The sequence below is a fragment of the Halorubrum amylolyticum genome, from assembly GCF_004114995.1.
Classification (GTDB): domain Archaea; phylum Halobacteriota; class Halobacteria; order Halobacteriales; family Haloferacaceae; genus Halorubrum; species Halorubrum amylolyticum.
Map to the genome: position 1 here is coordinate 1 of NZ_SDJP01000016.1, position 14,213 is coordinate 14,213.

Annotated in this window: 14 protein-coding genes and 1 tRNA gene; 7 read left to right on the forward strand and 8 right to left on the reverse strand. The window is 64.3% G+C overall.

Annotated features, from left to right (window positions below):
* Window positions 1-175: 175 nt before the first annotated feature.
* Window positions 176-1,663, reverse strand: a complete 1,488-nt coding sequence (gene guaB / locus ESO89_RS11415; RefSeq protein WP_128905630.1) for an IMP dehydrogenase — start codon at window positions 1,661-1,663, stop codon at window positions 176-178.
* Window positions 1,664-2,326: 663 nt separating this feature from the next.
* Between guaB and ESO89_RS11425 the strand changes: the two genes are divergently transcribed.
* The 3 genes from ESO89_RS11425 to ESO89_RS11435 all read left to right on the forward strand — a co-directional run bounded on the left by ESO89_RS11425 (window position 2,327) and on the right by ESO89_RS11435 (window position 3,992).
* The gene (locus ESO89_RS11425) at window positions 2,327-3,376 is read left to right on the forward strand and encodes a DUF5794 domain-containing protein (RefSeq protein WP_128905632.1); all 1,050 of its coding nucleotides are present in this window, start codon (window positions 2,327-2,329) and stop codon (window positions 3,374-3,376) included.
* A gap of 91 nt (window positions 3,377-3,467) precedes the next feature.
* Window positions 3,468-3,695 (forward strand): DUF5795 family protein, encoded by a 228-nt coding sequence (locus ESO89_RS11430; RefSeq protein ID WP_128905633.1) that lies wholly within the window; start codon window positions 3,468-3,470, stop codon window positions 3,693-3,695.
* A gap of 122 nt (window positions 3,696-3,817) precedes the next feature.
* Window positions 3,818-3,992, forward strand: a tRNA-Trp gene (locus ESO89_RS11435).
* Window positions 3,993-4,119: 127 nt separating this feature from the next.
* On the opposite strand, the gene ESO89_RS11440 is transcribed toward ESO89_RS11435, so the two are convergent.
* Genes ESO89_RS11440 through ESO89_RS11450 form a run of 3 tightly spaced genes read right to left on the reverse strand, consistent with a single transcriptional unit; the run spans window position 4,120 to window position 6,983 of the window.
* A complete protein-coding gene (locus ESO89_RS11440) occupies window positions 4,120-4,773 on the reverse strand; it encodes a hypothetical protein (RefSeq protein WP_128905634.1) in 654 nt (217 codons plus the stop codon).
* A gap of 25 nt (window positions 4,774-4,798) precedes the next feature.
* Window positions 4,799-6,763 carry a heavy metal translocating P-type ATPase gene (locus ESO89_RS11445; protein ID WP_128905635.1) on the reverse strand — a complete coding sequence of 655 codons (1,965 nt, stop codon included), beginning with the start codon at window positions 6,761-6,763 and terminating at the stop codon, window positions 4,799-4,801.
* A 4-nt stretch (window positions 6,764-6,767) separates the two neighbouring features.
* A complete protein-coding gene (locus ESO89_RS11450) occupies window positions 6,768-6,983 on the reverse strand; it encodes a heavy-metal-associated domain-containing protein (RefSeq protein ID WP_128905636.1) in 216 nt (71 codons plus the stop codon).
* A 197-nt stretch (window positions 6,984-7,180) separates the two neighbouring features.
* Here ESO89_RS11450 and ESO89_RS11455 point away from each other — a divergent pair, with 197 nt between their 5' ends.
* The 3 genes from ESO89_RS11455 (at window position 7,181) to ESO89_RS11465 (ending at window position 8,692) form a co-directional block, all read left to right on the forward strand.
* Window positions 7,181-7,702, forward strand: coding sequence for a helix-turn-helix domain-containing protein (locus ESO89_RS11455; protein ID WP_128905637.1), 522 nt, complete (start codon window positions 7,181-7,183; stop codon window positions 7,700-7,702).
* A 159-nt stretch (window positions 7,703-7,861) separates the two neighbouring features.
* Window positions 7,862-8,167, forward strand: coding sequence for a hypothetical protein (locus tag ESO89_RS11460; protein ID WP_128905638.1), 306 nt, complete (start codon window positions 7,862-7,864; stop codon window positions 8,165-8,167).
* Window positions 8,168-8,170: 3 nt separating this feature from the next.
* Window positions 8,171-8,692 carry a winged helix-turn-helix transcriptional regulator gene (locus ESO89_RS11465; RefSeq protein WP_128905639.1) on the forward strand — a complete coding sequence of 174 codons (522 nt, stop codon included), beginning with the start codon at window positions 8,171-8,173 and terminating at the stop codon, window positions 8,690-8,692.
* Here ESO89_RS11465 and ESO89_RS11470 read toward each other — a convergent pair.
* The 3 genes from ESO89_RS11470 to ESO89_RS11485 all read right to left on the reverse strand — a co-directional run bounded on the left by ESO89_RS11470 (window position 8,686) and on the right by ESO89_RS11485 (window position 10,698).
* Window positions 8,686-9,231 (reverse strand): hypothetical protein, encoded by a 546-nt coding sequence (locus tag ESO89_RS11470; RefSeq protein ID WP_128905640.1) that lies wholly within the window; start codon window positions 9,229-9,231, stop codon window positions 8,686-8,688. The genes ESO89_RS11465 and ESO89_RS11470 overlap by 7 nt on opposite strands.
* Before the next feature lie 270 nt (window positions 9,232-9,501).
* Window positions 9,502-10,368 (reverse strand): FAD:protein FMN transferase, encoded by an 867-nt coding sequence (locus tag ESO89_RS11480; protein WP_128905642.1) that lies wholly within the window; start codon window positions 10,366-10,368, stop codon window positions 9,502-9,504.
* Window positions 10,369-10,377: 9 nt separating this feature from the next.
* The gene (locus ESO89_RS11485) at window positions 10,378-10,698 is read right to left on the reverse strand and encodes a hypothetical protein (protein ID WP_128905643.1); all 321 of its coding nucleotides are present in this window, start codon (window positions 10,696-10,698) and stop codon (window positions 10,378-10,380) included.
* 862 nt (window positions 10,699-11,560) lie between these two features.
* On the opposite strand from ESO89_RS11485, the gene ESO89_RS11490 reads away from it, so the two are divergent.
* Window positions 11,561-12,955 carry a permease gene (locus tag ESO89_RS11490; RefSeq protein WP_128905644.1) on the forward strand — a complete coding sequence of 465 codons (1,395 nt, stop codon included), beginning with the start codon at window positions 11,561-11,563 and terminating at the stop codon, window positions 12,953-12,955.
* Window positions 12,956-12,979: 24 nt separating this feature from the next.
* Here the strand turns inward: ESO89_RS11490 and ESO89_RS11495 are convergent, their stop codons facing one another.
* Window positions 12,980-14,194 (reverse strand): LEA type 2 family protein, encoded by a 1,215-nt coding sequence (locus tag ESO89_RS11495; protein ID WP_128905645.1) that lies wholly within the window; start codon window positions 14,192-14,194, stop codon window positions 12,980-12,982.
* Window positions 14,195-14,213: the final 19 nt, after the last annotated feature.

Below are 14,213 nucleotides of genomic sequence, written 5' to 3' on the forward strand. Positions count from 1 at the left end.
TCCATACGAAGAACTTCGTCGAGTCGTCAGCAATAATGAGGTTATCTCACGGGCTCACGCTGTGCCGGCTGTCGAGACCTCGGGGTAAACACATACTATTAAAATACCTCTTCGGGACCGCGTCATCGGTTTCGGGATCGCCTCGAATCCGGAACGTGATGCCGCTACCGCCGCGTTACTCGTTCGGGCTGTAGTTGGGCGCCTCGTCGGTGATCATCACGTCGTGGGGATGGCCCTCCGTCTGTCCGGCGCTGGAGACGCGAACGAACTCCGCGCGCTCGTGGAGTCCCGGGATCGTCTCGGCACCGACGTACCCCATGCCGGAGCACATGCCGCCGGTGAGCTGGTGGAGCTCGGAGGCGAGGCTCCCCTTGTACGGGGTCGCGGCCTCGACGCCCTCCGGGACGAACTCCTCGTCTTCGCTTTCCTCCTTGAGGTAGCGGTCGCCGCCGCCTGACTTCATCGCGCCGACGGAGCCCATCCCGCGGTATTGCTTGTACTTCTTCCCCTGCATCGTGATGACGCGCCCCGGCGCCTCGTCGGTGCCGGCGAAGTACGAGCCGAGCATGACCGCGTTCGCGCCCGCGGCGAGCGCCTTGATCGCGTCGCCGGAGTACCGAATTCCGCCGTCGGCGATCACCGGCACGCCGTGTTCGGCGGCCACGTCGGCCACCTGCGAGACGGCGGTCATCTGGGGCATCCCCGCGCCGCTCACCACGCGGGTGGTGCAGATCGACCCCGGACCGATGCCGACCTTCAGCCCGTCAGCGAAGTCGACGGCGGCCTCGGCGGCCTCGCGCGTCCCGACGTTGCCGACGACCACGTCGGCGTCGACGGTCTCTTTGATCGCCCGCGCCGAGTCGAGCACGTTGAGGTTGTGGGCGTGCGCGCAGTCGATGAAGATCACGTCGACGCCGGCCTCGTCGGCCGCGACGGCGCGCTCCTCCTCGAAGGGGCCGACCGCGACCCCGGCGAGCAGGCGCCCGCCCTCGTCGCGGGCGGCCTCCTCGTGCTCGCGGCGCTGGAGGATACCCTGCATCGTGACGAGCCCGACCAGCCCGTCGTCGTCGTCGACGATCGGGACGCGCTCGATCTTGTGGTCGTACATCAGCTCCAGCGCCTCGCGGGCGTCGACGTCCTCGGGTGCCGTGATCACCTCGTCGGTCATCGCCTCGCTGACGGCGTCGTCCTCGCCGACTTCAAGGTACGGGCGGATGTCGGTGCCAGAGATGATCCCCAAGACCGCGTCGTCCTCGTCGACGACCGGGGCGCCGGAGACGCCCTCGCGCTCCATCAGCGCGTCGGCCTCGCGGACCGTGTCGTCGGGCGAGACGGTCACGACGTTCTCGCGGCGGATGACGAGCTCGTGCGCGCGCTTGACCCGCTCGACCTCCGCGGCCGTCTCCTCGACGGTCATGTTGCGGTGGAGGACGCCGAGCCCGCCCTCGCGGGCCATCGCGATCGCGAGATCGCTCTCGGTCACCGTGTCCATCGCCGCCGAGAGGACCGGCACGGTGAGCTCGACGTTCTTCGAGACGCGAGCGGAGAGGTCCGCGTCGTCGGGCTCGACGCGGCTCTCCTTGGGCCTTAAGAGCACGTCGTCGAACGTCAACGCTTCCGGGACGTCGAGTTTCGCCGAGAATCGGCCGGAGTCTGTCGCCATATAAACCGTCGTGAACGGCCGATAAAAAACGTTGCGAGTCAGCACGGACGTGTACGTCGTTGTCATCCAGATTCACGTAATATGCAATTTTGTGGATCAATATCTCGTCTGATCGTGTTGTGCGTCGAGACGACAGCGTTCGAAGTTGCCATCGATTCAGTACGATCCCGTCGCCATCGACGGGTGGCTACCCATCCGGCAGAAAAACCGATCGTTCATCCGAATAGTGTCCCGTATAACTCGGTACACTACACGTCCGTAATCCGTTCGCTTAGCGCCGAAACGATCGTACACAGATCGGTCACCGAGTCCGACTCGTCTCCGAGGAATCGATAGCTGTATCGCGGTTCCGTCGTCATATCTATGACATACTTATAAATAGCGTGTACCGATCTCTCGTTCCGTGCGGTCATGTCTCACACAACCTTTAACGCAACCGAAATAGATATATGAAGTATGGACTCCGACAGTCCCGTGAACGCGCGCATCGCCGGCCAGCCGATTCTCAACCTCGGCGCCCGCTTTACAGCCGGCAATCCGCGCAAACGCTTTACATGGGCTCGTCGGGCCGCTCTCGGATTCGACTCCGTACGCCGGGCCCTCGGCTATCGTGGGTCGTCCGCTTCCTACCGTGTACCCGTCGGTCAGGGGCATCGTCCCTGAATGAGCGTCTCACGTCACCCGATCGCCCTCCGGCTGGAGCAGCAGGTCGGGAGCGCGACGAAGCTGCTCGCGACCGTGATGGTGCTGCCGCTCGTCGATGGGATCTTCCCCGCCTTAGTCGTCGCCGGCGTCCTGACGACCGCGACGGGCGTGATCGAGACGGGCATCCTCATCTTCGGCGGCTCCGCGACCGCCGCGGTGATCCTCGCGGAGATGGACGGCAGCCGCCGACAGATGGTCGGGTCCGTGCTACTGATCGGCGCCGTCGTCGTCCCGCTCGCCGCGGTCGAGGCCGCCCTCGCGCCGATGCTTCAGGAACTCCTCGACCTGCTCGTCTTCGAGCGTTTCGCCGGGCTGGTGATCCTCACGATCGCCGCTAAGACCGCGAGTTCGGAGATCGGCGAGTACCTGCCGAGTCCCGGCGTCATCATCTCGCTCGGTCTCGTCGCGAGCTTCGACCCGTCGGGGTTCGCCCTCGAGACGTCGACCGAGTACGTGGTCAACGGCACCGCGGCCGCCGCCGTCGGCGTCGCGTTCGCGCTGGCGATCGCGCTGCTGTCGCCGCACCTCCGCGGGCGCGTGGACATCGATCGGTTCCGGTTCGGCTCGGCTGTCGCGCTAGGCGTGCTCGCGCTACCGATCCTGCTCGGTCCCTTCGACCTCATGCAGACCGAGGCGCCCATCGCGCTGGCGGTACTCGGCGTGACGACCCTGTTCGCGTACGACCCGAACGCCGGGCCGGCCGGCGATGCCGCGGGCGACAGCGCCGGCGACGACCCCGACGGCGGCGCCGCTTCCGCCTCCGACGGCGCGGACGAAGCGGACGGGGAGACCGTGGCCGACGACGGTGCGGGCGGCGATGGTGGTGCGGACGGCGACGGGGATTCGGAGCCGAGCGAACCGCCGCTCGACGCGCCGACCGCGCCCGGTCCCATCGTCGACGACGACGTGGCGGTGATCGCCAACGGCGGCGATCCCTCGACCGCGAGCGACGACGGGGACGGCACGGACCCCTTCGCGGACGACGACTCCCGAGCGCCCTGGCTGTAGCCCCGGGCGGGTTCGGGAGACGGGGACGACGCGACGCCTTCCCCGCCCCGCGTGTCGCCGGGGTTTAGGTGCTCGGCGGTGAACGGCGGGTATGTCCAATCGCGTCGTGCAGGGGCGGATGGTGACGCCCGAGACGCTCGCGGAGCTGGTCGAGGGCGAGTCGGTCCTCGAAGCCGAATCGATCGCGGACGCCGACCGCGACTGTCCGGAGTGCAGCGGCGGCGTCATCACCGTCGGTTACATGCCGAGCGTCACCGAGTTCGTCACCGGCTACAAGTGCCAGGAGTGCGACTGGAGCGACGACGACCGAGAGGAGTGACACGCGGCGTTGGCGTCCCCGATCCATCCCTCTCCGCTTCGCTCGGCCGTCCCGTCGCCCGATCGCTCGCGATCGAAACCCCTTTATCCGCGTTTCGGCAACCAACTGATGCGAGATCACGCGGGGCTGTGGCCAAGCCAGGCATGGCGACTGACTCCAGAGGCTTGCGCCCGGGACGACACTCCAGACTGATATACCGAGCGGCCGACTGATCATCGGTCGCGTTGACGACCCTCTGGAGTTCCGAGGCGCACCGGAGATATCAGTCGATCGGGGGTTCAAATCCCTCCGGCCCCATACCGAATTTAAATCTTTGTGAACCTGAAGTAAACGCAGAGCCGAAGGTCCCCGAATTCCGCGGACCGTAGGGTGTCGAGTCCGACCAGCGGTGCGCCGCGCTCGATGAAGGGACACACCGTCCGGTTCACACCGCTTCCGCGGTGAACAGCGAGTCGTCGCTGAGGACGATCTGCACGCGGCGGTGCCACGCGTCGGCGAAGGCCGCCCGCTGCTGGTCGCTCGCCGACCCGTCGAGAATCCCCTGGAGATTCCCGATCGCGGGTCCACCGCCGGGAACGTCGCCGACGTGGTAGGTCACTTCGACGGTCTCGTCCGTGTCGGTTCGCCGGAACCGGAACGTCGGAGCCGGCGTGTCCGGGTCGAACGCGTTGAAGCGCAGGAGATCGCGGCGGTCGCCGTAGCCGCCGGCGAGCCCGCCGAATCCGTCGTCTTCGGTCGCGCCAGTCACGTACGAGACGATGCGGCTCATCACGCCGTACGTCGCGTCGCCTCGTGGGCCGGCCGCCTGTACCTCGATCTCGCTTCGGACCGGATACCGGTCGGGATACAGCGCGTCGAGTCCGAGCTGGGTAATCCGGTAGGCGCCCGAGGCGGTCGGACAGGAGTGCCCGGCCGCCTTCACCGCGTCCGCGTAGGTGATGACGAACGGGTCGTCCGGTTCGAGGACGCCGAGAGCCTCCGCAACGGGGTCGCGAATTTCGATCGGATCGACGTCGTAGTCTACCTGCCAGTTGGTTCTAGTCTGGGTCACGTCAGTCGCAGTCGAATTCGATGTCATGAGTGGTGGTGATCGTGTCTAGTGGTCAGTAGCGGAGCAGTCGCATCCCGTTGAGGATGACCGCGAGGACGCTGGCCTCGTGGACGAGCATCCCCGCGGCGAGGGTGACGTAGCTGGTGAGCACGCCCGCGAGGAGGACGGTCACGGTCAGCACCGCGAGCCCGACGTTCTCGAGGACGTTCCGGCGCGTCGCCTTGCTCAGCGTGACCGCGTACGGGATGCGTTCGAGATCGTCGGCCATCAGCGCCATGTCCGCCGTCTCGATGGCGGTGTCCGTTCCGGCAGCCCCCATCGCGATACCGACGTCGGCGGTCGCCAGCGACGGCGCGTCGTTGATGCCGTCGCCGACCATCGCGACGACGTGGCCGTCGGCCTGGTAGGCGTCGATGACGGTCTGCTTGTCTTCGGGGAGCAGTTCGGCGCGATACTCGTCGATGCCGACCTCCTCGGCAACGGCAGCGGCCGTCCGCTCGTTGTCGCCGGTGAGCATCACCGTCTCGATGCCGGCGTCCCGGAGCGCCGCGACGACGCCAGGGGCGGACTTTCGGAGTTCGTCCCGCATCGCGATTGCGCCGATGATGTCCCCATCCCGGATGACGTGGACAACCGTTTCGCCGCGCTCCTCACGCTCGTGGACGTAGTCGGCGACCCGACTGGGGATGTCGATGCCGCGGTCGTCCAGCAGTGCGCGATTCCCGACGACAACTTCGTGGCCGTCGGCGTGGGCAATGACGCCCTTGCCGGCGACCACGTCGAAGTCATCCGGGTCGGGGACCGACCGGCTTCCGGCATCCGTATCGTTTGCGTTCGTGACTGTCGCCCCACCGTCCGTCGCAGCCGTCGGTTGCTCGCGGGCCGCGTCGACGATGGCGTCGGCGAGGTGGTGTTCGCTCTTCTTCTCGGCGGTCGCCGCGAGCGCGAGCACTTCGTCGTCGGCGACGCCGAACCCCTCGACGTCGGCGACTGTGGTCTCGCCCTTCGTGAGGGTGCCGGTCTTATCGAAGGCAACGAGGTCAATCTTGCCGGCGCGTTCGAGGTGCTCGCCGCCCTTCATCAGCACGCCCGACCGGGCGGCGTTCCCGATGGCGGAGACGATGCTGACCGGTGGCCCGATGACGAGCGCCCCGGGACAGCCGATGACCAGCAGCGTCAGCGACAGGATCGCGTTCTGCGTGACTGCATACGCGCCGATAGCGAGGACGATGACGGCCGGCGTGTAGTACTTCGCGAACCGGTCGATGAGGCTCTCCGTCGGCGACTGTGCCTCCTGGGCCTCCTCGACGCGACGGATAATGCGTTCGAGCGTCGTGTCCGTGCCCGCACCGGTCGTCCGAACTTCTAGCGCGCCCTCCTGATTGACCGTCCCGGCGTAGACCTCGTCGCCGTCGGCCTTGTGGACGGGCGCGCTCTCGCCGGTGACTGGCGCCTGATTGACGGCGCTCACGGGTTCCCCGTTCGCTCGAGGGGTCTCTGACCCCTCGCTGCTTTCGCCGTCGACGACGGTTCCATCGACCGGAATCTTTCCACCTGGCTTCACGACAACGACTTCGCCCTCCTCGATGTCGCGGGCAGGTACCTCCTGAAGTTCCCCGTCGCGACGGACAGTCGCCGTGTCGGGCGTCATCTCCAGCAGTTCCTGAAGGGCCGTCCGGGTCTTCCGCATGGTCCGCCCCTCGAGGTAGCTACCGAGACTAAACAGGAAGACCACCGCAGCGGCCTCCCAGTACTCGCCGATGACGATGGCACCGATGGCGGCCAGCGTCACCAGCGTCTTGATGCCGAGCGTCCGGTTGGTAACCTCGTGGTAGGCGGTCTTGGCGATGTCGTAGCCACCCACGATCGTCGCGAGGACGAGGATGGCGGCGCTTGCCATCTCGAAACTCGTGAGGTAGCCCAGGCTCCAGCCGCCGCCGTAGAGGAGGCCGCTCGTCGCGGTGACGATGGCCTTCCGGTGTTTCCGGTAGTACTGCGTGATCGATTGTTTGTTCATAGTGTTAGGCGGGCTGGGCCGTGTAGCCCTGGTTTTCGATGGTCTGTTCGAAGGCGTCGGGGTCAGCGACGCTGTCGTCGTACTCGATCTCGACGCGACCAGTCGCGTAGTGGACCTCGACGTGCTGGACGCCGTCGACGTTCGCGAGGGCACGTTCGACGGTACTCGCACAGGTCGGGCAGTCGAAGTCGAGGACGCGGAACTGGGTTGTGTCGCTCATTACAGTTTGAGGGAGTGCCCGTGCCCCAATAAGTATTTTTTAAATGATATGTTTGAATTTTGGTATGGGTCGTTGGAACAGTCAAACGGGTCGTCTAGAGCTTTCGGTATCACGGACCCAACCGGTGAGTAATCAACGAGAGAACTGCGCACCAGCGTCCCGCTACCTTTTCCCGCGTGCTCGTGCGTAGTTCTCGTATGAGTAGTCCGGACAGCGACCACCGTCTCGACGACATCGCGGTGCGAGACACTCGGGTTTCGGACGCGATCGACGAGCCGATGCGAGCGATGATCCTCGACATTTTGGCCGACGAGGCCTTGACTGCGAGCGAGGTCCACGAACGCCTCGGCGACCGCGGCGTCGACCGGACGGAGAACACGGTGCGCCACCACATCAACGAGCTTCGGGACGCCGGCCTCGTCGACGTCGTCCGCTTTGAGGAGGGCCGCGGCGGGACGACAAAGTACTACCACGCGAACACGATGGTCCTCTCGTACTCGCTGCCGGATTCGGCCGACGCCGCCGTCGAGGAGATGGTCGACGCCGTCCAGCCCCAGATCACGGACGCGCTCGCCACGTTCACGGACGAGTACGACGACACGATTGAGGAAATTGTCGCGGACATGCAGCCCTGTGAACACTGTCTGACCCAGAAGTACGAGACGTACGTCCTCCTGACTGTCCTGCGGCGTGCGTTCGTCCGGTCGTACCGGGACTGAGCTTCGAACCAACCAGCTCCCGCCCTTTGGCGGTATGTCCGACGGGAAACGGTCGAGTGGAAATCGATTCGACGATTGGACGCCAACCGTTTTCCCCACACCGTCCTGACTCCGGTAATGGGACCACTACATCGTGTCCGGCCGCCCGGTAGGAACTCTATGCAATCAGCACAACTCCTCGAATTCGCACAGCTTCTCGAACAGTACGTCAGCCTCGGCGTCTTCCTGGTTGCTGCCGCGCTCGGCGCGTTCAGTTATCGCGCGTGGCGCCGCGAGCGTGACCCGCGAATGCGAATCGTTGCAGTCGGGTACGGTATGTTCGGCCTCTACGGGCTCATCGTGTTCCTCGAATACCTCTTGATTCCGTACTTCCCTTACGCAACCCTCGAACTGCTCGAACACGCCAGTGCACTACTCATCCTGGGTGGCCTGCTGACGTTCTTCGTCGCCCTCGCCAGAACCTGAGCAATGTCGGAGCCAGACCTGGAGTTAGCGTCCCGCCGGGCAATCTACCAGTACGTCGCCGACAAGCCGGGCATCCACTTCCGTCGGCTCCTTGATGGCCTCGACTACGCGCAAGGGACGCTCCAGTACCAGCTCCGGTGGCTCGTCGATGCGGGACTCATCGAGGTGTCCGACGACGGCCAGTACACGCGATACTATCCAGCCGCCGAGTTCGACGAGGCCGACCGGACCGTAATGAACGCTCTCCGGCGCGAGTACAGCCGTCGAATCCTCGCGCATCTCCTCGCGGACGGGCCGCTCACGACGAGCGAACTGAGCGACCGCCTGGACAAAGCCCAGTCGACCATCTCGTGGCATCTCTCGAACCTTACTGATGCCGGCCTCGTCACGAAAGAGCGGGATGGCCGGCGCGTCATCTACGAGGTCACCGATGCGGACCGCGTCACGTATCTCTACACGATACACCGTCAGTCGTTCACGGACCGCGTCGTCGACCGGCTGCTGGACCTCTGGGAGGGTTATTGAGCGGTCGCCCCGACCGCGACCGTACCACGGAGCACGAGCAGACGCAAGAGGAGCACGTACACGAGAAACGTGACTGTCGACCCGAGAAGCGGGGCGATGAGACCCGTCAAATCGGTGCCGATGGCAGCCGCATGAAGCGTCGCGAATACAAACCCGCCGTAGGCGAACGCATGGACGACCCGAGGCCCCCACGGCTGATCGAACCGCGTCGCATCCGTGAACCCGAGAACGGCGACGACGAGCAACAGTAGCGCTCCGACACCGACGGCGACCCCGCCGAGGAAGTACGACAGCGAATACGCCGGTGCCGGTGCTTGCCCGGTGACCACGAACCAACTATCGAGGATACCTAGGCCCGCGTGGAGCGCGGTCACGATCATTGCGAACACCGAGAGTTCGATGTGAACGCGTTGTGCACCCCTGTGGAGGATACCAAATGCCTCGGTGTTGTAGAAGATGCCCGTGAGGACAGCGAGGTACAGCAACGGATACGCTACCAGGGCGGCACCCCGGTCGAGGAGCCAGACGAGTTCGGACATCACGAGGCCCCCGTCGTTTCGACGACATCCGGACAGCCATCCGAGTCCTGGAACCCGTTGTCCGTTTCCGGCCGCGTCGGACACTGATCCTGTGAATCGGGGACTCTGTCACCGTCATAATCGTCGGGTGCTTGGCGCGTTGTGACCGTCTGATCGACTAGCTCCGACTGTTTCTGTTCGGCCGCTTGAGTCGCCCGGACGTTTCCGATCTGCCAGAGTAGCGGGGTCGCAACGAGCAACATGAGGAGTGCGGCGACCGTGATGCGTTGCTTACGCGTCCAAGACATGGGTGTCGAAGCCGTCGGTCATATGAAACACGCCCTCGTGAACGATGAGCGCCTCGAGTCCATCCCAGTCCTCAGCGAGTGTTCTGGCCTCATCGAGCGGTAATACGGCGAGCGTCGTCGCGAGTGCGTCGGCTTCCACACAATCCCGCTCGGCGAGGACAGTTACCGATTCGTGTCGCGAACCGAGCCGTTCGGTCGCTGGGTCGTAGATGTGGTCGGTGCCGTCACGCTCGCGGCGATAGCTTCCGGAGGTGGCAACGGCCCAATTTGTTTCGAGGATCTTCAGCGGCTTCGCGTCGCCGTAGGGACTTTTGATGCTGACCGGACCGGTCGGGGGCGACATGTCGCCACCCCCGCTGACGAATCCGCGTCGGCCGAGTCCGGCGAGCGTCTCCGTCGCTCGATCGACGATGTATCCCTTGGCGAGGCCGTTGAGATCGAGAGTGACGTCGGTACTGACGTGGTGCCCGCTGATACTGACTGTTCCAGTCTCGAACGTTTCGGGGACGGAGTCGTCGTCTCCCCGCAGATACGCCTTGAGGGAGTGTTCGACGCTTCCTTGGTGGATGTCGAAGATTCCCTCTGTTCGTTCGTAGTATTCGAGCCCGCGATGTACGAGGCGAGCGACGTGTTTGTTTTCGACTGCTCCCCGGCTGTTGAGTCGACTGACTCCGCTGTCGGCGTCGAACGCGTTCAATTGGTCTTCGAGCTCCTCGACCGTCTGTCTGGCGGCGGCCGCCGCAGCGGCGGCTCGGACCCCCTTCACCTCGACGTGAAACGACGTATCGCAACACCGGAAATCACGGCACGCGGCTCCCACCCGTTCGTACGCTGTTTCGAGAGCCATCATTTGCTGCCCTTAGTCCTCCTCCTCGTATTCTTCATGGTCTTCGTGTTCCTCTTCGTTGTCTTCGGACGCTCCATCCTCATGTTCCTCGTACTCTTCCTCGCGGTCCTCGTCGTACCCCGACTGTGTCTGTATAGCGGGTGTGAAGTCCTGATTGGGCGTGGGAGCATCAGCTCCGACCTGCTGTGGCCCGTTGGTGTCATCGCTGACTGAATCGGCCGGCTGTCCGAGGCCGATGCCAGGGAACGCGAGTCCCCCAGCGACGACCGTCGTTAGGAGTGCACCGGCGAGGGTGAACGCGACGAGTCGGTTGTTCGGAACGGGAATACGCATTGTTTGCGATCGAACGAAGACAGACGGTGATAAAGTGCATTCGCGTCCAGCTATCGAATCGTCGTACGGTCGTCGAATAGTCCGGGTGATCGAGTTCGGTGTCCTGTCCTTTGCCCCCGAGTACGCTGCACGCTACTGCCCTCTCCGTACAGGAGGAGAGAACGGTTCTACCCGTGACAGCCGCAGAGTTGGGGACTGTCGAGATGGGACGCGTTCCGTGGCCACGGACGACTGTGGTCTGTGAATCAGTAGCAACCAAGAGAAGGTGTGGAGCTGTTCACACTGTTCGACGATATCCTTCGTACGCCGCGAGCATGCCGAGAGGAAACGCCAGGACGCCGTCCCAGGAGAGTGTACCCGTCTCCGTGGTACTGTCGTACTGCGAGGAGCGCGGCGACGAGTCCGAGTTTGACGACCGCATACGCACCCACTCTAGATGACCCCGTACGAGGAGCAGTACAGCCAGCAGACGAACGTGTCGGAAGGAACATTCTAGGTCGGCGGGGAAGTTTTGGCCAGAAGGACCGATAGTACGTCGTCCAGCCGAGTGTTGCCAGCGTGGAGAGGCCCGCGTGCCACAGCGTGGAGTCGAACGGCGTCCGAGTTTCGACGATTGATCACCCAGGCGCCCGCAGCCGATCATAACGTTCGGGCCTCACCCGATCACAGGCCAAACTCCTGCTAGGTGGGCAGATCACGACTATCGAGGGAACGCCTTGGACTAGGGGCGGTCTGTGAAACGGTCGAGAATACAGATGCCGTGATTGATCCAGATCATACTTTTGTTTCCATAGTTTGGACGCCTTGGAATCGGGTGTTTCTAAGGGAAATTATAATAGATGATCCCTGCGATGATACACCCATGCAGGCGACCCTGATCAGTGGTGTCCTCGAATCCCTCCGTATCGGTGTCGGGTTCCTCTGGACGGCGGCGTGGGCGATTATCATGGGCCTCACGATCACGAGTCTGGTCCAGGTGTACGTCTCCAAGGAACGAATGGCGCAGATGCTTGGCGACGGTGACCTGAGCGGACTCACCAAAGCGACCGTGTTCGGGGCGGCGAGCAGCGGATGCAGTTTCGGAGCCGTCGCCATCGGGAAGGGGTTGTTCAAGAAGGGCGCTCACGCGGTGAACTTCCTCGCGTTCATGTTCGCGTCGACGAACCTCATCGTCGAACTCGGGTTGATGATCCTGATTCTGCTGGGCTGGGAGTTCCTCGTCGCGGAACTGCTCGGCGGCCTCATCCTCATCGGCGTCATGGCCGTCATCGTCCACCTCACGCTCCCCGAGAATCTGTTCGACGAGGTCCGGGAGACGCTGAACGAGCGCGACCGCGAGTCGGGCGTTACCGAAGATCCCACCTGTGGGATGGAGGGCAAAGAGGAGTACACGCTCACGACTGACGGGGGCGAGACGCTCAAATTCTGCTCGAAGGGTTGTCTGGAGACCTACCGCCAAGAGATGTCGAGCCGCGGCGGGTGGCGCGAGGGGTTGTTGTCGTGGGGCGGCTGGTACAAGGTCGCCAATCAGTACCGTAAGGAGTGGTCGATGATCTGGAAGGACGTCATCGCGGGCTTTCTCATCTCCGGGTTCGTCATCGTCTTCGTCCCGCAGTGGGTGTGGAACACCCTGTTCATTCAGGGCGACGGCCTGCTCGTGACCGCCGAAAACGCGATCATGGGTGTCGCTATCGCCGTCATCAGTTTCGTCGGCAGCATGGGCAACGTCCCCTTCGCGGTCGCGCTATGGGGCGGCGGCATCAGTTTCGCCGGCGTCATCGCGTTCGTCTACGCCGACCTCATCACGATCCCGGTGTTGAACGTCTACCGGAAGTACTACGGCTGGAAGATCATGCTGTACATCCTCGGCGTCTTCTTCGTCACGATGGCGTTCACCGGCTTCCTCATGGAACTGCTGTTCGACGCCCTCGGCATCGTCCCCGACTTGGCCGGCGGCGAGACGGCAGCGGAACAGACCTACTTCGAACTCAACTACACGTTCTATCTCAACCTCGTCGCCTTCGCGCTCTCCGGGTTCCTCGTGTACGTCTACCGTCGGGGACTGGGCGCACCCGGGCAGTATCGCGATCCGGTGTGCGGCATGCGGACCGACGACGAGGCCCCGAGCGCGTCCCACGAGGGGACGACGTACTATTTCTGCGCGGAGACCTGCAAGCGAACGTTCGAAGGAGATCCGACGGAGTTTGCCGATCAGAGTCTGCTGGTAACGAGCCACGATCACGACCATGACCACTGACAACTGCAAAGTCGCGGGAGGGCGTCAGAGCGGCAGAATCCCGCCGTCATCGTCGCCGTCGTCGGTCCCGTTCTCCGTTCCGTCGCCCGACCCGTCATCAGATCCGCCGTCGGTCCCGCCGGTGGTGTCGTCGTCGGTCTCGTTTCCGCTATCGGTCGTGTCGTCGCTGTCGGACATGTCGTCGTCAGCCGTTCCGTCAGATGTCTCGTTTCCGCCGTCTCCGGAGTCTCTCTCGTCCGTCGACGGGTCGCTCCCGTTCCGCACGTCGTCGCCCTCGCCGAAGATGTCCGTCTCGATCGTCTCCTCGTAGGTGAGCGCGTCGAGCGGGACGGTGGCCTCCTCGCCGCCCGGGAACTCGATCACGGCGTAGAACTCGATCCGGAGGCCCGTCACCTGGTGGCCGCGAACGTCCTCGTCGAGGTGGGTGACCCACCAGTCGTCGAGGCGACGGTTTTCGAGGCCCGTTGTGAACTCGACCGTCTCGGTGCTGTGGGAGGGGATCACGTATCCTTCCTCGGTCTGTCCCGACCCCATCTCCACCCCGTTCATGGTGATGTCGTAGCCGATCTCCGTGACCGCGTACGGCTCGATGTTCGGGTTGTACACCGTAAACGCCATCTCGATCGGCGTCTCCAACTCGCTGACGGTCCCCCACTCGCCCCGGGTCTCGTTGACGTAGAGGACCGGATCGCCCGTCAGCGGGCTGTCGGCGTTCACCGGCCGCGTTTCGTCGGAGTTGAAGGCGCCGAGGATGTCCGTCCGGATCTCGCGGCTTCGCGAGAAGTCGACGCTCCGGCCGAGTCGGTCCGAGGTCGCGGTCGCGTCGATGTCGAGGGTCGTCCGCTCGCCGTTGCGAACGTGGCTCACCCACCACGGCGGGATTCCGTCGTTCCGCAGCCACGTTTCCAGCTCCAGCGTGGAGTTCCCGGTGCCGACGCGAACGCCCTCCCGACCGCCCTGCGCCATCTCGATGTCGTTCATCGAGACCGTGTAGTTCACCGAAACGCCGTCGAGGCCGACCCCGACGGGATTCGGGTTCGAAACGACCAGATCCGTCTCGATCGCCGTGGTCTCGTTCGTCACGTCGCCGAACGTGTTGTCGACGGCGGCGACGCTCGGCGCGCCCAGCACCCCGAGAGCGAAGGCCCCGCCGACGGTTCCGACGACGACGAGGACCGCGAGGAGCGCGATCTTGCGCTTCGAGCCGACGAGCGCGGCGACGGCGTCGCTCGGATTCATACTCGCTCAACCCCGCCGA

Excerpts from the sequence above, each read along its gene's own strand:
- ESO89_RS11490 (WP_128905644.1), top strand. The coding sequence starts at position 11,561 with ATGCAGGCGACCCTGATCAGTGGTGTCCTCGAATCCCTCCGTATCGGT.
- ESO89_RS11425 (WP_128905632.1), top strand. The coding sequence starts at position 2,327 with ATGAGCGTCTCACGTCACCCGATCGCCCTCCGGCTGGAGCAGCAGGTC.
- ESO89_RS11455 (WP_128905637.1), top strand. The coding sequence starts at position 7,181 with ATGAGTAGTCCGGACAGCGACCACCGTCTCGACGACATCGCGGTGCGA.
- ESO89_RS11440 (WP_128905634.1), bottom strand. The coding sequence starts at position 4,773 with ATGACATCGAATTCGACTGCGACTGACGTGACCCAGACTAGAACCAAC.
- ESO89_RS11430 (WP_128905633.1), top strand. The coding sequence starts at position 3,468 with ATGTCCAATCGCGTCGTGCAGGGGCGGATGGTGACGCCCGAGACGCTC.
- ESO89_RS11465 (WP_128905639.1), top strand. The coding sequence starts at position 8,171 with ATGTCGGAGCCAGACCTGGAGTTAGCGTCCCGCCGGGCAATCTACCAG.
- ESO89_RS11495 (WP_128905645.1), bottom strand. The coding sequence starts at position 14,194 with ATGAATCCGAGCGACGCCGTCGCCGCGCTCGTCGGCTCGAAGCGCAAG.
- ESO89_RS11450 (WP_128905636.1), bottom strand. The coding sequence starts at position 6,983 with ATGAGCGACACAACCCAGTTCCGCGTCCTCGACTTCGACTGCCCGACC.
- ESO89_RS11485 (WP_128905643.1), bottom strand. The coding sequence starts at position 10,698 with ATGCGTATTCCCGTTCCGAACAACCGACTCGTCGCGTTCACCCTCGCC.
- guaB (WP_128905630.1), bottom strand. The coding sequence starts at position 1,663 with ATGGCGACAGACTCCGGCCGATTCTCGGCGAAACTCGACGTCCCGGAA.
- ESO89_RS11480 (WP_128905642.1), bottom strand. The coding sequence starts at position 10,368 with ATGATGGCTCTCGAAACAGCGTACGAACGGGTGGGAGCCGCGTGCCGT.
- ESO89_RS11460 (WP_128905638.1), top strand. The coding sequence starts at position 7,862 with ATGCAATCAGCACAACTCCTCGAATTCGCACAGCTTCTCGAACAGTAC.
- ESO89_RS11470 (WP_128905640.1), bottom strand. The coding sequence starts at position 9,231 with ATGTCCGAACTCGTCTGGCTCCTCGACCGGGGTGCCGCCCTGGTAGCG.
- ESO89_RS11445 (WP_128905635.1), bottom strand. The coding sequence starts at position 6,763 with ATGAACAAACAATCGATCACGCAGTACTACCGGAAACACCGGAAGGCC.